Genomic DNA, 15,606 nt, shown 5'->3' on the forward strand with positions numbered 1-15,606 from the left:
GGCAACATGGCGACGTAGACTACGGTTCACGTTGCCATGTTGCACTGAGTTCTTCTTGCCCCATGCGGATCAAATGATCTAAAACCACATGTTCCAATTGATCTAGATTTGCACTTGGATCTTGGGCTGAAATCACCACATCTAAAAATGCAACTTGTGGTAAAAGACTGACCTCTGCAGAGGGCAGTTGAATCTTGAATGCAGTATTTTCTCCAATGAGCTGTTCATTGACTTCAAATTTATGTTTCCAATGATTGACTAAGCGTTTAGCAACACGTGCTGCTTGGGCGGTGGTGATTTGTGTTGAACTTTTCATAAATGCAATTTTATTATTAAGCCGTCAGTCCTTTAACTTAGCAAAGTACATAGATGCTCGTTAAGTCTAAATATGCAACGCTGTGTTTCTATCCCTGAGATCTTTATCCATATTAATCACTGATGTTACGTAAGCAAAAAATAATTTTGCATTTTTTAAAATGATATTTAAGTCAATTCGACGGAGTCTTACATCTAGGACTTAAATAAAGGGATTAGCCTTCGGCTGGAGGTACTCTACGAAACGATGTTTCTCATTAGGCAAAATGAGAAGCGAAGCTTCGCAAGGAAACCATCTTGCGGAGCAATGCTCCTCACCGCAAAACTCGCTCTCTAGCGTCTATTTATTTAAAGTATTGCAAAAAAAAAAATTTGATGAGAAGTCGTTCTATCTCAAACAATTGCGGATGACGTTACCGCGTATCGTTTTTTATTTGAATCAAATTTCGCTTCTGATATTACTGCGTAACATCAGTTCATCCTAGGTTTTTTTATTATAGAGATATCAATCATCAGTATCGAAAAAACGACTTAGGGCGTGGGCAGCGAATAGGGGGACAATTTGCTATAATGCGTCAATCACTCCCTTTTCAAAGCTAGGTTTTTCATGTCCAAGCCATTCTTAATCGCACCTTCAATTTTGTCAGCAGACTTTGCGCGCTTAGGTGAAGAAGTTGAAAACGTTCTAGAAGCAGGTGCAGATGTTGTTCATTTCGATGTCATGGATAATCATTATGTACCGAACTTAACTTTTGGTGCGGGCGTTTGTAAGGCATTGAAAAAATACGGCATTAAGGCGCCAATTGATGTACATCTAATGGTTTCACCGGTAGACCGTATGATTGGTGATTTCTTGGAAGCTGGCGCAGATATCATCACTTTCCACCCAGAAGCGACTGACCACATTGACCGCTCTTTACAGTTAATCAAATCTGGCGGTGCGCAAGCGGGCTTGGTGTTTAACCCTGCGACACCTCTGCATTATTTAGACTACGTTTTAGATAAAGTTGACCAAGTCTTGTTGATGAGTGTGAACCCAGGTTTTGGTGGTCAAAAGTTCATTCCAATGACCTTGGAAAAGCTGCGTCAAGCACGAAAAATTATTGATGCTTCAGGTCGTGATATTCGCTTAGAAGTGGATGGTGGTGTTACTCCAGCCAATATTCGTGATATTGCTGAAGCCGGTGCAGACATGTTTGTTGCAGGTTCAGCGATTTTTGGTAAGCCTGATTATAAAGCTGTGATTGATGACATGCGTTCAGAGTTGGCAAAAGTGCATGCTCAAGAGGCTTAAGCCTTTGGGTATAAGTTATTCCTCACTTGTGGATAACTATATGGATAACTGTATGGATATCTGTGTAGATAACTATATGGATAACTTGGGTAAATTATAAACGATTGTGCATCAATGGTTTAATAATTAGACGTATTAAGTATAAAAAGGACTCAATTGAGTCCTTTTTTTTATGGGGTAAAGTGTTTGAAATGCTGTATGTTTATTAATCTATGGTAAATAATTAATCAGTTTAAAAAATAACTTTTATGTTTTAACTGGAAGATATGCGCTGATTTTTATGACAGCGCAATAAATTTAAAACTGTTGTGAATAACTGCACAATTAATTATGCTGTTAGCAACTATTGAGATACGCTGTGACTGGCAAAACACATCATCGATCGCACTAGATAGTGCTTTTAGATATTTCTGAATGTATCGTTCATGATGGATAAATCGGTCGAGCTGCATGTCATGTTGATACAAATGTCATGTGATTGCATTTGAATCGTAAATAATATCTTCATGGTGTTTCATGCGGATTTCGGCTGAGCCGATCGCGTGATGTTTCTAAAGATGTGTTAATAGGGATATATTGTCACAGTGCATCATTGGGTTGAATTAGGATACTAAATTGTTTAATTTTTTGCGTAAGCATCTTGGCTTTGCTTGGCTCATGGCGTTTGTCATGGGGTGGAGCAGTGTGGTCAGTGCACAGCAAAATTTTCAACATCAACAAATGATGACTGCGAATGCCCATCAGGCATCAGTTCATGCAGCACATACTGATCCTTCACATTCAAATATAGCAAATTGCCATCAAAATCAGCGGCAAGCTGTTCCAGAGCATGCAGCACATCATGGCAAGCAGACGACACCTGAAGTCATTTCAATGATGGACTGTCATCAATCTTTAGATTCGCCATCTGCACTGCAAGATGGTCAGGTGCATCATTCAACAACACAAAGTACAGACTGTCAGGACTGTACACTCGCACATTGCCAAATCAGTACCTCTTATGTCGATAGCGCCTTGGTCGCATTGCAGACCTTCCATGTGCATCACTATGCAGAACCCCCTCGTTTCATTTTTGCTGGACAGCATTTAAAAGGCTTTTGGCAAGAAATTCTAAGACCTCCGCAAGCTTAACCTGAGTATTAAATACGTTTTTTCGTTATTTTATAAAGGTTAAGTCATGTCTAATTTATCTAAATCATGCCTCGTGCTCGGGGTGTGTCTGCTGTCTCCAACGTGGGCGTTTGCAGCCATTAAAGAATATCATCTGAATATTGATGAAAAGACCATCAATTTGACTGGTAAAGCGGTCAAGAAAATCAGTGTCAATGGTCAGTTTCCAGCGCCTATACTGGAGTTTGAAGAAGGCGATGATGCGGTCATCCATGTGCATAATCTGCTCAAAAAACAAAATACCTCGGTGCATTGGCATGGTCTATTGCTGCCCGGTTTAATGGACGGTGTACCCGGTTTTAATGGTTTTAATGAAATTCAGCCTGATGGTAGCTTTACTTACAAATTTAAAGTCCGTCAAAGCGGAACCTATTGGTATCACGCGCATTCCAAAGGCCAAGAACAAGACGGATTATATGGCGCTTTGGTAATTTATCCGAAAGGCAAACAAGCACTTGCCGCACATGAACAGACTCAACGTGATTATGTGGTCATGTTGTCGGATTTTCATGAATCATCTAGCGCTCAGATTATGGCAAATCTGAAAAAGTCTGCCGAATACTATCAAAATCAGCGTGAAACAGTTTCAGAAGTATGGACGCAAATTCAACGAACAGGTTTAAAAAGCACTTGGAAAGATCGTTCGATGTGGAATCAGATGCGTATGCTGAAAACGGATTTGTCTGATGTCACGGGTTATACGTTTTTAGTGAATGGCAAAACACCACAGCAGAACTGGACAGGGATGTTTAAGCCCAATGAAAAAGTCAGACTTCGTTTTGTAAATGCTGCGGCTATGTCGTTTTTTGATGTGCGTATTCCTCAGCTCAAAATGACGGTGGTCAGTGCAGACGGCCAAGCGGTAAAACCGGTCAATGTCGATGAATTCCGCATTGGTGCTGCGGAAACCTACGATGTGATTGTAGAGCCTAAATCTGCGCACTATCAGGTTGAAGCTGAGTCGATTGATCGGACTGGATTTGCGATTGGCACTTTACATGATGAAACGCAGCCTCAGCACTCAGGTATTCATATACCAAAAGCACGGCCACGCGCTTTGCTGACCATGGAAGATATGGGGCATGGTTCAATGTCAGGTATGGACCATAGCAATATGGGACATATGGCTACAGGTTCAACCCAAACTTCAGCAATCCAGCAAGTGAATGCTCATGAGCACAACATGCATACTGTCGATCCGTCAAAGATTCAGCCGAATCAAGCACATGATCATGCTGCAATGGGGCATGACATGGACCATTCCCCAATGCCTGCGCATACTACTATGCAGCATCCAGAGATGCATAAACAGAACATGTCTGATTCAGCGCATGCCAATATGGATCATAGTGTGATGGATCATTCATCTATGAACCACTCCTTAATAGATTCATCTATGAAACATGATACGCATGCAGCGATGGAGCATGCACAGTCTAAAGGAGAGATGCGGGCAGTTGAAAATTCAGCAACGGTTATGGGTTGGGCCAATGCTTCAACACCTGTCGGTGATAAGGCACTGCAATATAGTGATTTAAAAGCGTTAGCACCGCAGCCTGATACACGTGAACCGACGCAAGACTTGGTCATTCATTTGGGTGGAACGATGGAACGCTATATGTGGACCATGAATGGCAAAAAATTCAGTGAAGCTGAACCACTAAAGGTGAAATATGGTGAGCGAATTCGACTGAAATTTGTCAATGACAGCATGATGGCGCATCCGATGCATTTACATGGCATGTTTATGCAATTGGAAAATGGGCAAGTATCTTCTGAAATGCCAAATAAACATACGGTGATTGTGCCGCCAGGGAAAACAGTGACTGCTCTGTTAACGGCCAATGAATTAGGGGAATGGGCGATTCATTGTCACTTGCTGTATCACATGTCTGCAGGGATGATGAATAAACTTGTGGTCGCAAATGTCGCGGAGAATACGAAAACGGCATCTGTGCCGCAAAAGGAGGTGTCTTATGCGCACCATTAAACCATGCACATATACGGTACTGAGTTTAGCATTGGCATCGGTCACTCAAATGACCATGGCGCAAGATGCACATCACAGCATACCGATATCATCTCAACATGAATCGCATTCCTCACATGATTCGTCGCATCAAGTGATGCAAACAATGATCGAATCGAACAAGATGGAGCATACTGCAGAACATGCAGAACATGCAGAACATGCAGAACATGCAGAACATGCAGAACATGCAGAACATGCAGAACATGCAGAACATGCAGAACATGCAGAACATGCAGAACATGCAGAACATGCAGAACATGCAAATGCATCATCTATTGCGTCACGTGCTGCTTCTGCGCAGCATCCCATTGATCATAAGCGTGAACATGGTGGACAGATTTATCAAGCGACTGAGATAGACAATCGATGGCTCAATAATGCCGATGGCAGTGGAAGTTTAAAGACCGAAATTGAGAGTCGAATCGGGACCGATGAAAATAAGCTTTTCATCAAATTACATGCGGATAAAGCAGAATCTCAAGACGCTGATTATGCGGCTCAAGTGATGTATAGCCGTATGATCTCAGACTTTTGGGATGCGCAAATTGGTGCACGTTATCGGGTAGATGAACATCAAGTGACGGACAAAGAACAGTTAGATGCTGCGGTGGGTCTGCATGGTCTGGCACCGTATTTCTTTGAAACCGATGCTTATTTATATCTTGGTGCAGATAAACAGGTCAGTTTTTCTTTAGAAACCGAACGTGATTTGCTGCTGACGCAAAAATTGATTTTAAAACCATATTTGAACCTAGATGTGGTGCTGAGTGATGACTCTGCTTATGCACAAAAAACAGGACTCAGTTCTGTATGGCTAGGGCTAGAAACACGCTATGAAATCAATAAAAAGTTAATGCCATTTATCGATGTTGCTTACAGCTACGAAAAAGGAAATCAGCATACGGCATGGCAAGCTGAAACTGGAAGTGAAAAACAATGGTGGTATGGCGCAGGACTTCGTCTGAAGTTCTAATCGGCCAATAGACCGAATAAAGAGGGCATCATCAACAGGTTTTGCTGATGCCTTTTTTATTTATGAATCTGTCCTTTGAACAGACATGCTATGTTTTGGCGCAAATCATCTGCACTAGAGTTTTACTCAACTGAATAACGCCCTGAATTTGGTCAAAAAATGTAAAGACTGCACTAAAATTCAGCATATTTGCTATACTGAGACAATATTCGGAGGAACGACCTCCCTTACATCTTTGATCAAAGCCAGTAAGAAAAATCGTCAGGACGACCTGACTCTACTAATATGGAGGAAGGCATTATGGCCTGGGTTGTTCTGGTATTCGCTGGTATTTTTGAAATCGTTTGGGCCTATTCGATGAAGCTCTCAGAAGGCTTTACAAAACTTGGCCCAAGTTTAGTTACTTTATTTTTTATGATCCTGAGCTTTGGTTTATTGGCCTATGCCATGATAACGTTGCCTCTAGGAACGGCTTATACCATTTGGACAGGAATCGGTGCGATTGGCTCATTCCTCGTGGGTATTTTTATACTCGGTGAGCCTGCAACTGCCATGCGGATGTTAGCCGCAATACTGATCATTTCTGGTCTAATCTTGATGAAATTATCTTCAAGTTAATATGTTCTAAAGCACAGAGCTCATTGACCTCTGTGCTTTTTTTATGGGTAAAAATATGGCTTGGGTTTTATTAATTGTAGCGGGATTGCTTGAGGTGGTTTGGGCCTATTGTATGAAAGTCTCTGAAGGCTTTAGCAAACTGACGCCAAGTATTTTGACCATTGTTTTCATGATCGCAAGTTTCGCTTTATTGTCTTATGCAATGAAATCCTTACCGCTGGGTACAGCCTATACAGTGTGGACAGGCATTGGTGCAGTGGGTTCATTTATCCTCGGCATCGTTGTATTGGGTGAGCCCGCAAATGCCATGCGCATGCTAGCTGCGGTCCTGATTATTTCAGGACTAGTCTTGATGAAATTATCGTCCTCCTGAATAATGAAGTGCTGCGATTTCGAGCTTGGAGTATGTCATGCAATTTTCTTATCAGTTTTTAGATTCGCCCGTTGGACAACTAAAACTTGTTGCACATGAAACCGCATTGGTGGCCGTTCTTTGGGAAAATGAAAATCCAAATCGTGTGCGATTGGCGGCTTTGGTTGAAGATCTGCAACACCCGATTTTGCTCAAAACCGCACAGCAATTAAATGAATATTTTGCAGGTAAAAGACAGCAATTTGACTTGCCGCTAGACTTTGAAGGCACCGCATTTCAGCAACAAGTTTGGCAAGCTCTACTGACGATTCCTTTTGGAGAAACTCGCAGCTATAAACAAATTGCAGAGCAGATCGGCAATGTCAAAGCCGTACGTGCTGTCGGTGCAGCCAATAGTAAAAATCCAATTTCAATTATTGCACCCTGTCATCGTGTCGTGGGGGCGAATGGAAAATTAGTGGGTTTTGCGGGTGGTCTAGAAAATAAAGAAATATTGTTAAAAATTGAGAAATTACAATAAAATAGAAAATATAATTATTTAAAATAATGAATCAAATTAATGAATATTTCTCAAATCTTTGCACCCTTCATTTCGACGTTGTGGTGGCTAATTCCATTGTTACTGATTGTGGGGGCAATCAAAGCATTTAAACCTTATTTAAAGGGGAAAATGGGGGAGTTTGCTGTCGCCGTTCATGTCAAACTTTATTTGAAAGACCATTATATATTGTTAAATGATTTGACCTTACCAGATGGCGAAGGAGCTACAACTCAAATTGATCATCTTCTGTTAAGCCCATTTGGTGTGTTTGTGATTGAAACTAAAAACTATAAGGGCTGGATTTTTGGGAGCGATAGACAAAAACATTGGACGCAAAAAATTTATAAAAAAAGTTTTAAATTTCAAAATCCAATTCACCAAAATTATAAACATATGAAAGTGTTAGAACAGGTGTTGAGCGATATTGTGGATAAAGACAATATGCATTCTGTGATTGTTTTTATGCCTGAAGCAGTGTTTAAAACAGAGATGCCGTCGAATGTATTTCGGGGTACAGCTTGGGTGGACTATGTTCAAACCTTTCAGCAACCCGTGATCTCTGAAATGAAACTTAAACGAATACAGTTGCGTTTAGAAAAAGAAATTTTAGAAAAATCGTGGAAAACAAATCGACAGCACGTTGAAGATTTAAATCAACGGCATAATTCATAAACTTCCTGTATGCTGTGGATTGTGAACAGTATCTGACTGATAAAAATAGACGGACAATAACAATGAACGACACGCTTCAACATCTTTATGAATCGACTTTAGATCATCCTGAGCAATACCAAGACTTTTATCAGCAACTTTTAGCCAGCCAAGTATATTGTTTGGGTGAGCGTGATACAGAGCAGCATTTACATTTTCAATTGATGGAAACGGAACAGGGCGAACAAGCCATTCCATTTTTTCTGAGTCTTGCGATGCTTCAACAGGATGTTGGTGCAGATGCAGAGTTTGTCATGATCAGTGCTGAAAAATTATTTGCGATTACCAAAGGCGCAAGCTTGGTGATGAACCCGACTTCGGAACATCCTAAAGAGTTCTTGGCAGATGAGATCGACGCAATTTTAGAGTTTGCCAAACAACAAAGCCTTTGAACACTGTAGGTATAATCAAAGGCTCTGCGGCTACGCTTAGATAGGTGTTTTCACACTTTTTCGTTTTCATATTAGGCGATGTGCTTTAAAACTTACATACCGGCTTTGAGTTTTTCCACGATTTCATCAAGTGGTTTGACACGTTTTACTTCATCCCAAAGGACTTTGGCTTCTGGGTAATGTTTCGACATCATACCGAGCCATTGTTTATAACGACCGACCATATTCATTTCTTTTTTATACGAGCCGTTTAAGAAACGAATTTGTAATCCAAGTAGTTCATGCCATGTAATCAGCGGTTCATCGGTATTACGACGGATACACTGTGTAATGTCAGGAGTGGTCACCGCAGCACGACCAATCATTAGGTCTTCACAACCAGATTCGAGTTGGCACTGTTTGGCATCGGCATTATTCCAAATTTCACCGTTGGCAATCACATTGATTTTCAATGCTTCACGAATGGGTTGCAACTGATCCCAAAAGGCAGGCGGGGTATAACCATCGGCTTTGGTTCGCGCATGGACTGTAACCCATGCAGCTCCTGCATCTTCGATGGCATGCGCATTTTCCATAGTGAAGTTACGGTCCATATAGCCCAAACGCATTTTTGCCGATACAGGAATATGACTCGGAACAGCATCACGCACAGCTTTGACTAACTCATACACCACTTCAGGCTCATCTAGCAGAACTGAACCACCACGGTGGCGGTTGACGGTTTTTGCAGGACAACCAAAGTTCATATCAATCGCAGGGGCACCAAGTTCTACCGCGCGTACAGCATTTGCCGCGAGCATAGTGGGATTGTTACCTAAGAACTGCACATGAACCGGTGTTCCTGCTGCAGTTTTGCCTTCATTGTTTAGTTCAGGACAATAGCTATGATAAATATGATCGGGCAGGACAGAGTCCGTGACACGGATAAACTCGGTTACACACCAGTCAAAACTCCCCACATGCGTCAACACATCTCGCATAATTGGGTCGGTTAAGCCTTCCATCGGCGCAAGAACAAGTTTCACGGTCATACAGCCAAAAATTGAAAAACGGAGTTATACGTGGTTTTGAAAGGGATGTCTAGGTTTTGTGCTTATGGTGACGCGGAATACGAAATGACAAGATTTTATGTAACTATTTGGTGAAATTAGGACCAAAGTCGTAAAGTATTGACTGACATAAAACTTTAACAATAAAATGAGTAAATACATATGGATAGTAATAATAAGAAGATGGCTTTTACTGTTGTTTTTTAATGGAATCAACAACATATACTGTGCTTGAATCTTTTAAGATTTCATGTATGATGGCTGCAACTAGAAAAAAAGTATTGTTTCGTAAATTTTCTTTAAGTATCGCAGTGTTAGTCATAATCCTTCGTTTTTTACAGAAATGAAGTTCAATTCTTTATTATTTTCCAAGTTATAGTCAGTCATCATCCAATGGCTAAATCAACAAATTAATAGGTATTATTATGTCTAATACAGTTACTGGTACAGTTAAATGGTTCAACGAAACTAAAGGTTTCGGTTTTATTGCACAAGACAACGGTCCTGACGTTTTTGCTCACTTCAGCGAAATCACTGGTTCTGGCTTCAAAACTTTGCAAGAAGGCCAAAAGGTTTCTTTCAGCATCGCTCAAGGTCAAAAAGGCCCAAATGCTGTAAACATCGTTGCTCTATAATTTAGACGTAATGAAAAAAAAGCGCTGTATAGCGCTTTTTTTATGCCAGTTATTTCTGTGTGAATAATCAAGCTATAATAAAGAGAGCCTTAGCTCCCTTCTTAATAAAACTTAAGATAATTTCATAATCGACTTAGCGGCCCAAAACCATTTCTAAAATAAACTTAGAACCAATAAAGCCGACTGCCAAGAGACAAAAACCAATGATGGTAAAGCGAATGGCTTTTTGACCACGCCAGCCGAATCGATAATGCCCAATGAGCAAGGCACCATAGACGAACCATGAAATGATGCTAAAGGCAGTTTTATGCGCCAAATGCTGTGCAAAGAAGTTATCGATGGTGAAGAAACCAAACCCAAGCGCCACGGTCAGTAGTGCAAATCCAGCAATCAATAAATCAAATAGCAAAGATTCCATGGCTTGGAAGGATGGAAGTAGGCTCACCCATACACGCTTTTTCTGCTTGTTTTTTAGTTCACGGTCTTGTAAACGCAAAATAACCGCTTGAATTGTTGCCATCAGCAGGACGGCATATGCGGAAAGTGACAAAATAATATGGATGTCTAAACCCAGTGAATGTTGTTCTATAAATTGATTTTGTCGACTAAATGCAAAGCCCAAAATCAATCCCGTCGCTGCCACAGGAATGCCCAACAGGTTCATCGCAAGCACAGGCCGATAGGTACTAAATAATACACTGAGTAATAGCATGAGACCTGAAGTAAAAGACATCAGGTTGAACACGTCATAGTTGACACCCATAGGCGTCAACATATCGTTATATAAAACACCTGCATGCAATAACATGCCTAAACCAAGTACAACACCAATAAACCAATGGTTCGGCGCACGTTTAGACATTAAATGGCTGAATAAATACCAAAAAGACGTGGTATAAGCGATTAATGCTAGGATCGTGTAAACCAAGGGGAGACTGATCATGTCAAACCTTTTTCAGGATGTTGAATATTCATTTATATAAATTCTGCAAGAACTAAAGTATCCTATAGCATTCTATGCATAAATTTTCTATTTTAAGAAACAATTTTTTGCTCATGGCTATTTTAAGCGGATTTTGCAATGTTTGATACCTTAACAGAACGACTCACGCAGAGTTTAAGAAATGTTACTGGCTCAGGGCAGCTAACCGAAGACAATATTAAAGATACGTTACGCGAAGTACGTATGGCACTTCTTGAAGCCGATGTTGCGTTACCTGTAACTCGTGAATTCATCGCGAAAGTTAAGGAAGAAGCATTGGGCCAAGAAGTGATGACTCAGTTATCACCGGGGCAGGCTTTCGTCAAAATCGTTCATGACGAATTGACCAAAATGATGGGTGAGGCGAATGAAAGCCTAGACCTAGCGGCAAAACCACCAGTTGTTGTGCTTCTTGCAGGTTTACAAGGTGCGGGTAAAACAACCACTGCGGCAAAACTTGCACGTTTCTTACAAGAACGTCAAAAGAAAAAAGTAGCAATGGTGTCTGCCGACGTTTATCGTCCAGCAGCGATTAAACAGCTACAAACAGTTGCGGGTGAAGTTGGCGCGATTTTCTTTGAATCTAGCGCAGACGAAAAACCGATTACCATCGCAAATCGTGCGATTGAGCAAGCAAAAATTCAATTTGCTGATGTCTTGATTGTCGATACAGCAGGTCGTTTACATGTAGACGACGAAATGATGGATGAAATTAAAGAGCTTCATGCAGCGATTAAGCCGACTGAAACATTGTTCGTGGTTGATGCCATGACCGGTCAGGATGCGGCGAATACGGCAAAAGCCTTTAATGATGCCTTGCCGTTGACGGGTGTGATCCTGACAAAAACGGATGGTGATGCACGTGGTGGTGCGGCACTTTCTGTTCGTGCCATTACTGGCAAGCCAATCAAATTCTTGGGTATGGGTGAAAAACTCGATGCCCTAGAGCCATTCCATCCTGAACGTATCGCACAGCGTATTTTGGGTATGGGTGATGTACTTTCTTTGGTCGAAGAAGTTGAACGTAAAATCGACAAAGAAAAAGCCGAAAAAATGGCGAAAAAACTGCAAAAAGGCGGTAGCTTCAACTTTGAAGATATGCTTATGCAGTTTGAACAAATGAACAAAATGGGCGGCATGATGGGCTTCTTGGATAAACTTCCAGGCATGAGCAACTCAGGGATTCAAGATGCAATTGCACAAGCAAATCCTGAAAAGCAAGTGAAGAAAATGGAAGCGATTATTCAATCGATGACCATTAAAGAACGTCGTAACCCAGACTTGATGAATCCAAGCCGTAAAAAACGTATTGCAGCAGGCTGTGGTATGGATGTTGCGGAAGTGAACAAACTCATCAAACAACATGCGCAAATGGCGAAAATGATGAAGAAATTTGCCAACCCAACGGGTATGGCAAAAATGATGAAATCATTAGGTAACATGCAAAAGCAATTTGGCGGCGGTGGCATGGGTCCATTGTTCGGCAGTAAAGATCCGAAGTAATTTGGACTTAAAAAAGGCGCATTCAGCGCCTTTTTTTATGGCTAAAACTTGATAAGACCGCATTCAAAAAATTGCTACGAGAATTATAAGTAAGCACTGGATGAAGGAATTTCTATACGAACTGATAAATACCAATTGAGCTAAATCGTTACAAAAACATGCCAAATTGAGATTGAGACCGTGTTGATGACAGGCCTAAAACAGAGGTGAAAGTTTGCCTAACTGCAAATTGAAAGCTTTACCCAAAATAAGCATCAAATAATGAATACACCTCATACGCCAGAGAGCCATAACATCTATCTGATTCATGCTCATCAGGCTTCCCTTAATGAGTATTAGTTTCCTTATTGAGACAAAAGCAGCAAGGGGTAGGACATTATTCTTGGCGCATTGATATGGCAAATGCAGTATAACCAGATTTTGACCATTGTTAGAAGTTTATTTCCCTGCAAATACCTAAGCTCGATGAAAATAAAATTATTATTGTGCACAGTTTGGGTTGTCTGACAGCGCTGTATTGTTTGACAGCGCATTTCAGCCAGCGGTAAGGCAAGATTTAAGCGGGCATTTTTATTTCTAGATTTGTGTATTCCTTTAATTTTTTTCTGAATTAGGCAGCTTTATTTTAAAATGCAAATTGAACCGTCATATGCTGCATCAGCATTTGCCATTGGCCGTGCGCATGCTGTCCAGTGATGATCCTTTTGTTCCGCCACCGTTCACGCTGAAGTTATCAATAGTGATCCAAAGGTAGAACACTGAAGGGAAAATACAGGACTTTTACGGCTTCATAATGTTTCCAGAATTGCTGGATATTTTGAATCAGCTCATGAAAGTGTTCTAGCAAATAGTCAAGTTTTGCAAAAATTCACAATTGTTTACCCTCAATCTCTAATTTTTATTTCAGACTGAATTCAAAAAGAGGAATGGAGCATGAAATGGCGCAAGTAATTGTGGTGCATGGCTATACCGCGAGCCCTGAAGAGAATTGGTTTCCGTGGATCGCGCAAAAGGCAAAAAAAGCGGGCGTCAGCCTCAAGGTGCTTCGGCTTGATCCATCCGAAACACCCGTCTTAAATGTGTGGATGAAGCAAATGGATGCGCAGATTGACGCATTAAATGAAAACTCTATATTAATTGCCCATAGTTTGGGGTGTATCGCTGCACTGCATTATCTGTCGCAAAAACTGCAGCATCAGAACATAAAAGCACTTGTGCTTGCGGCCGGTTTTAATGGCCGCTTGGGACGTCTAGAGCAGGTGAATCCTTTTATTGATGCGGCTAAAATAGATTTTGACTTGCTAAAACAGCAGGTTGAGCATCGGGTAGTGATCTATTCAAAAGGCGATGAGCGAGTGCAACCCGAATTCAGCTTGGCTCAGGCAAAAAGCCTAGATGCACAGGTGATTGAAGCGCGTCATCAGGGGCATTTTATTGACTCTGAAGGCTGTACCGAATTGCCCGAAGTCTGGGATGCTGTGGAGCCGTATTTGATCCGGGCTTAATCTACGGTTGTTGGCCAATATAGCTTTGCAGGCCTTTTAAGAGCAGATCATTATGGACTTCAGGCGTAAAGCGCTGCAGGTATTTGGCAAATAGCGCAGCATCGCCCCCAGTTAAAATTAAGCGACTGGGATATTTATCAAGCACCTTTTCAATGGTGCTGACCAAACTGAGCAATATGCCATGATGAACAGCGTCGATGGTATTTTTACCAGGAGACAGCTCGTCAAAGAGGGCATCTGGTATTTTAATGCCTTTGGTGTTTTGGATGAGCGAATCACGTTGCAAATATAAATTTGGCAAAATATAGCCACCTAAATGTTGTAATCCATCCGTTAAGTCAATGGTGAGTGCTGTTCCACAGCTAATCACACAGTATTTTTGTGTAGGGTCTTTGACCACAGCCAGCATTTGCAGCCAACGGTCGATCCCGAATTTACTGGTATCTTCGTAGGCACAGCGCAAGCCCGCATATTCGGCATGAACTTTGGCAATGGTGACAGGAACGGCTAAAAATTTAAGAATTTTTTGAATCCGATCATTATTTTTCTTGTCGAGTACCGAGGAAATCCCCACCTGATCTAAGTTCAAACTTTTAAAGTGCTGGATCAAACCGAGTAGGAGTTCGGCAGGCGACTGTAAATGCAGTTCCGCAGCATGCTCTATGATTTGATCGTGTTCGGTAATCCAGTATTTCAGTCGTGTATTACCGACATCGAGCCATAATTTTTTCATCAGTAGGCCTTTGCAATCCTGTTTATGATTGATCTGCTAAACGTAAGCGACCTTGGAAATGATTTTCTAAGCGCTGCGAAGTTTGGATATTGATCGAACCATCATTTTCAATGCCGAGAAAGCGGCCTTGGCTTTTGCCTTGCAGGTGTTCAAGTTCAACGGGCTGTTGCATAAATGCAGCATAATGGTTGAATCGTGCAGCGAGGTTATAGCTGTTATGATCGAACCATTCACCTGCAAGTTGAATCGCGGCATATAGTTCAGCAATTAACTGCAAACGGTTTGGCGAGGGAAGTCCGAGTTCAGATAACGAGGTTGCGCGCTGCTCAATTCCTGCGGATGGAATCGGAAATAAGTTCATGCCCACGCCGACAATCGCTTGATGTGGCGAAATTGGTTCAATCAAAATCCCGCCCCATTTGCCTTGTGGGCTATATAGGTCATTGGGCCATTTCACTTGTAATGCGAGATTTTGCAAACTAGGCATTTGTAAGATATTTAAGGCTATTTCGAGTGCAAGCCGCCCATCTATAGCTGTCTGTAAATTCAGCAATGTGCTTAAATAGATATTACCAACGGGTGAGACCCATTGATGATCGCGTTGCCCACGCCCCTGAGTTTGCTCTTCACTGCATACCAAAACATGTTGAATGCCTTTTTTGGCAATCTCACGGACATCGTCATTGGTCGATGTTGTTATGGGCTTCAGTAATAAAACTTCAGGCGGTTGAGGTGCTGTGCTCAGCAATTGCTGTAAGTGTCTGGTCTCTAAATCCATTT

Annotated in this window: 17 protein-coding genes; 12 read left to right on the forward strand and 5 right to left on the reverse strand. The window is 41.5% G+C overall.

Annotated features, from left to right (window positions below; translation table 11 throughout):
- Window positions 1–19: 19 nt before the first annotated feature.
- Window positions 20–316, reverse strand: a complete 297-nt coding sequence (locus tag MST18_RS03240) for a DUF2218 domain-containing protein (RefSeq protein WP_180109462.1) — start codon at window positions 314–316, stop codon at window positions 20–22.
- 606 nt (window positions 317–922) lie between these two features.
- Here MST18_RS03240 and rpe point away from each other — a divergent pair.
- The 9 genes from rpe (at window position 923) to MST18_RS03285 (ending at window position 8,419) form a co-directional block, all read left to right on the forward strand.
- The gene (rpe, locus tag MST18_RS03245) at window positions 923–1,609 is read left to right on the forward strand and encodes a ribulose-phosphate 3-epimerase (protein ID WP_078192356.1); all 687 of its coding nucleotides are present in this window, start codon (window positions 923–925) and stop codon (window positions 1,607–1,609) included.
- A 615-nt stretch (window positions 1,610–2,224) separates the two neighbouring features.
- Window positions 2,225–2,740 (forward strand): hypothetical protein, encoded by a 516-nt coding sequence (locus MST18_RS03250; RefSeq protein ID WP_180078278.1) that lies wholly within the window; start codon window positions 2,225–2,227, stop codon window positions 2,738–2,740.
- Between the two features lie 46 nt (window positions 2,741–2,786).
- Window positions 2,787–4,769 (forward strand): multicopper oxidase domain-containing protein, encoded by a 1,983-nt coding sequence (locus MST18_RS03255; RefSeq protein ID WP_180133842.1) that lies wholly within the window; start codon window positions 2,787–2,789, stop codon window positions 4,767–4,769.
- Window positions 4,756–5,784 (forward strand): copper resistance protein B, encoded by a 1,029-nt coding sequence (locus MST18_RS03260; protein ID WP_180133841.1) that lies wholly within the window; start codon window positions 4,756–4,758, stop codon window positions 5,782–5,784. The genes MST18_RS03255 and MST18_RS03260 overlap by 14 nt, the downstream gene beginning before the upstream one ends.
- 300 nt (window positions 5,785–6,084) lie before the next feature.
- Complete coding sequence (locus MST18_RS03265) at window positions 6,085–6,402, forward strand: multidrug efflux SMR transporter (protein ID WP_180133840.1); 318 nt, start codon at window positions 6,085–6,087, stop codon at window positions 6,400–6,402.
- 55 nt (window positions 6,403–6,457) lie between these two features.
- Window positions 6,458–6,775 carry a quaternary ammonium compound efflux SMR transporter SugE gene (gene sugE, locus MST18_RS03270; protein ID WP_078191206.1) on the forward strand — a complete coding sequence of 106 codons (318 nt, stop codon included), beginning with the start codon at window positions 6,458–6,460 and terminating at the stop codon, window positions 6,773–6,775.
- Window positions 6,776–6,812: 37 nt separating this feature from the next.
- The gene (locus MST18_RS03275) at window positions 6,813–7,295 is read left to right on the forward strand and encodes a methylated-DNA--[protein]-cysteine S-methyltransferase (RefSeq protein ID WP_180130268.1); all 483 of its coding nucleotides are present in this window, start codon (window positions 6,813–6,815) and stop codon (window positions 7,293–7,295) included.
- Between the two features lie 39 nt (window positions 7,296–7,334).
- Window positions 7,335–7,988 carry a nuclease-related domain-containing protein gene (locus MST18_RS03280; protein WP_180133839.1) on the forward strand — a complete coding sequence of 218 codons (654 nt, stop codon included), beginning with the start codon at window positions 7,335–7,337 and terminating at the stop codon, window positions 7,986–7,988.
- A gap of 62 nt (window positions 7,989–8,050) precedes the next feature.
- Window positions 8,051–8,419 carry an SseB family protein gene (locus tag MST18_RS03285; RefSeq protein ID WP_180023108.1) on the forward strand — a complete coding sequence of 123 codons (369 nt, stop codon included), beginning with the start codon at window positions 8,051–8,053 and terminating at the stop codon, window positions 8,417–8,419.
- 92 nt (window positions 8,420–8,511) lie between these two features.
- Here the strand turns inward: MST18_RS03285 and MST18_RS03290 are convergent, their stop codons facing one another.
- Window positions 8,512–9,444 (reverse strand): tRNA-dihydrouridine synthase, encoded by a 933-nt coding sequence (locus MST18_RS03290; protein ID WP_180005012.1) that lies wholly within the window; start codon window positions 9,442–9,444, stop codon window positions 8,512–8,514.
- 449 nt (window positions 9,445–9,893) lie between these two features.
- On the opposite strand from MST18_RS03290, the gene MST18_RS03295 reads away from it, so the two are divergent.
- Window positions 9,894–10,103: a cold-shock protein gene (locus tag MST18_RS03295; RefSeq protein WP_067761877.1), complete on the forward strand. Its 210-nt coding sequence runs from the start codon at window positions 9,894–9,896 to the stop codon at window positions 10,101–10,103.
- 133 nt (window positions 10,104–10,236) lie between these two features.
- Here the strand turns inward: MST18_RS03295 and MST18_RS03300 are convergent, their stop codons facing one another.
- Complete coding sequence (locus MST18_RS03300; protein WP_078191164.1) at window positions 10,237–11,046, reverse strand: inner membrane protein YpjD; 810 nt, start codon at window positions 11,044–11,046, stop codon at window positions 10,237–10,239.
- Between the two features lie 138 nt (window positions 11,047–11,184).
- Here MST18_RS03300 and ffh point away from each other — a divergent pair, with 138 nt between their 5' ends.
- Window positions 11,185–12,588, forward strand: a complete 1,404-nt coding sequence (gene ffh / locus MST18_RS03305) for a signal recognition particle protein (protein WP_078191163.1) — start codon at window positions 11,185–11,187, stop codon at window positions 12,586–12,588.
- Window positions 12,589–13,526: 938 nt separating this feature from the next.
- Entirely contained in the window at window positions 13,527–14,093 is a 567-nt protein-coding gene (locus MST18_RS03310; protein ID WP_111884791.1) for an alpha/beta hydrolase, read from the forward strand.
- A gap of 1 nt (window position 14,094) precedes the next feature.
- On the opposite strand, the gene MST18_RS03315 is transcribed toward MST18_RS03310, so the two are convergent.
- Together MST18_RS03315 and MST18_RS03320 are read right to left on the reverse strand one after the other, a co-directional pair.
- Complete coding sequence (locus MST18_RS03315; protein ID WP_180133838.1) at window positions 14,095–14,826, reverse strand: type III pantothenate kinase; 732 nt, start codon at window positions 14,824–14,826, stop codon at window positions 14,095–14,097.
- 22 nt (window positions 14,827–14,848) lie between these two features.
- Complete coding sequence (locus tag MST18_RS03320; protein ID WP_180133837.1) at window positions 14,849–15,604, reverse strand: biotin--[acetyl-CoA-carboxylase] ligase; 756 nt, start codon at window positions 15,602–15,604, stop codon at window positions 14,849–14,851.
- Window positions 15,605–15,606 lie beyond the last annotated feature (2 nt).

The sequence above is a fragment of the Acinetobacter sp. YH12068_T genome, from assembly GCF_024606005.1.
Classification (GTDB): Bacteria; Pseudomonadota; Gammaproteobacteria; order Pseudomonadales; family Moraxellaceae; genus Acinetobacter; species Acinetobacter amyesii.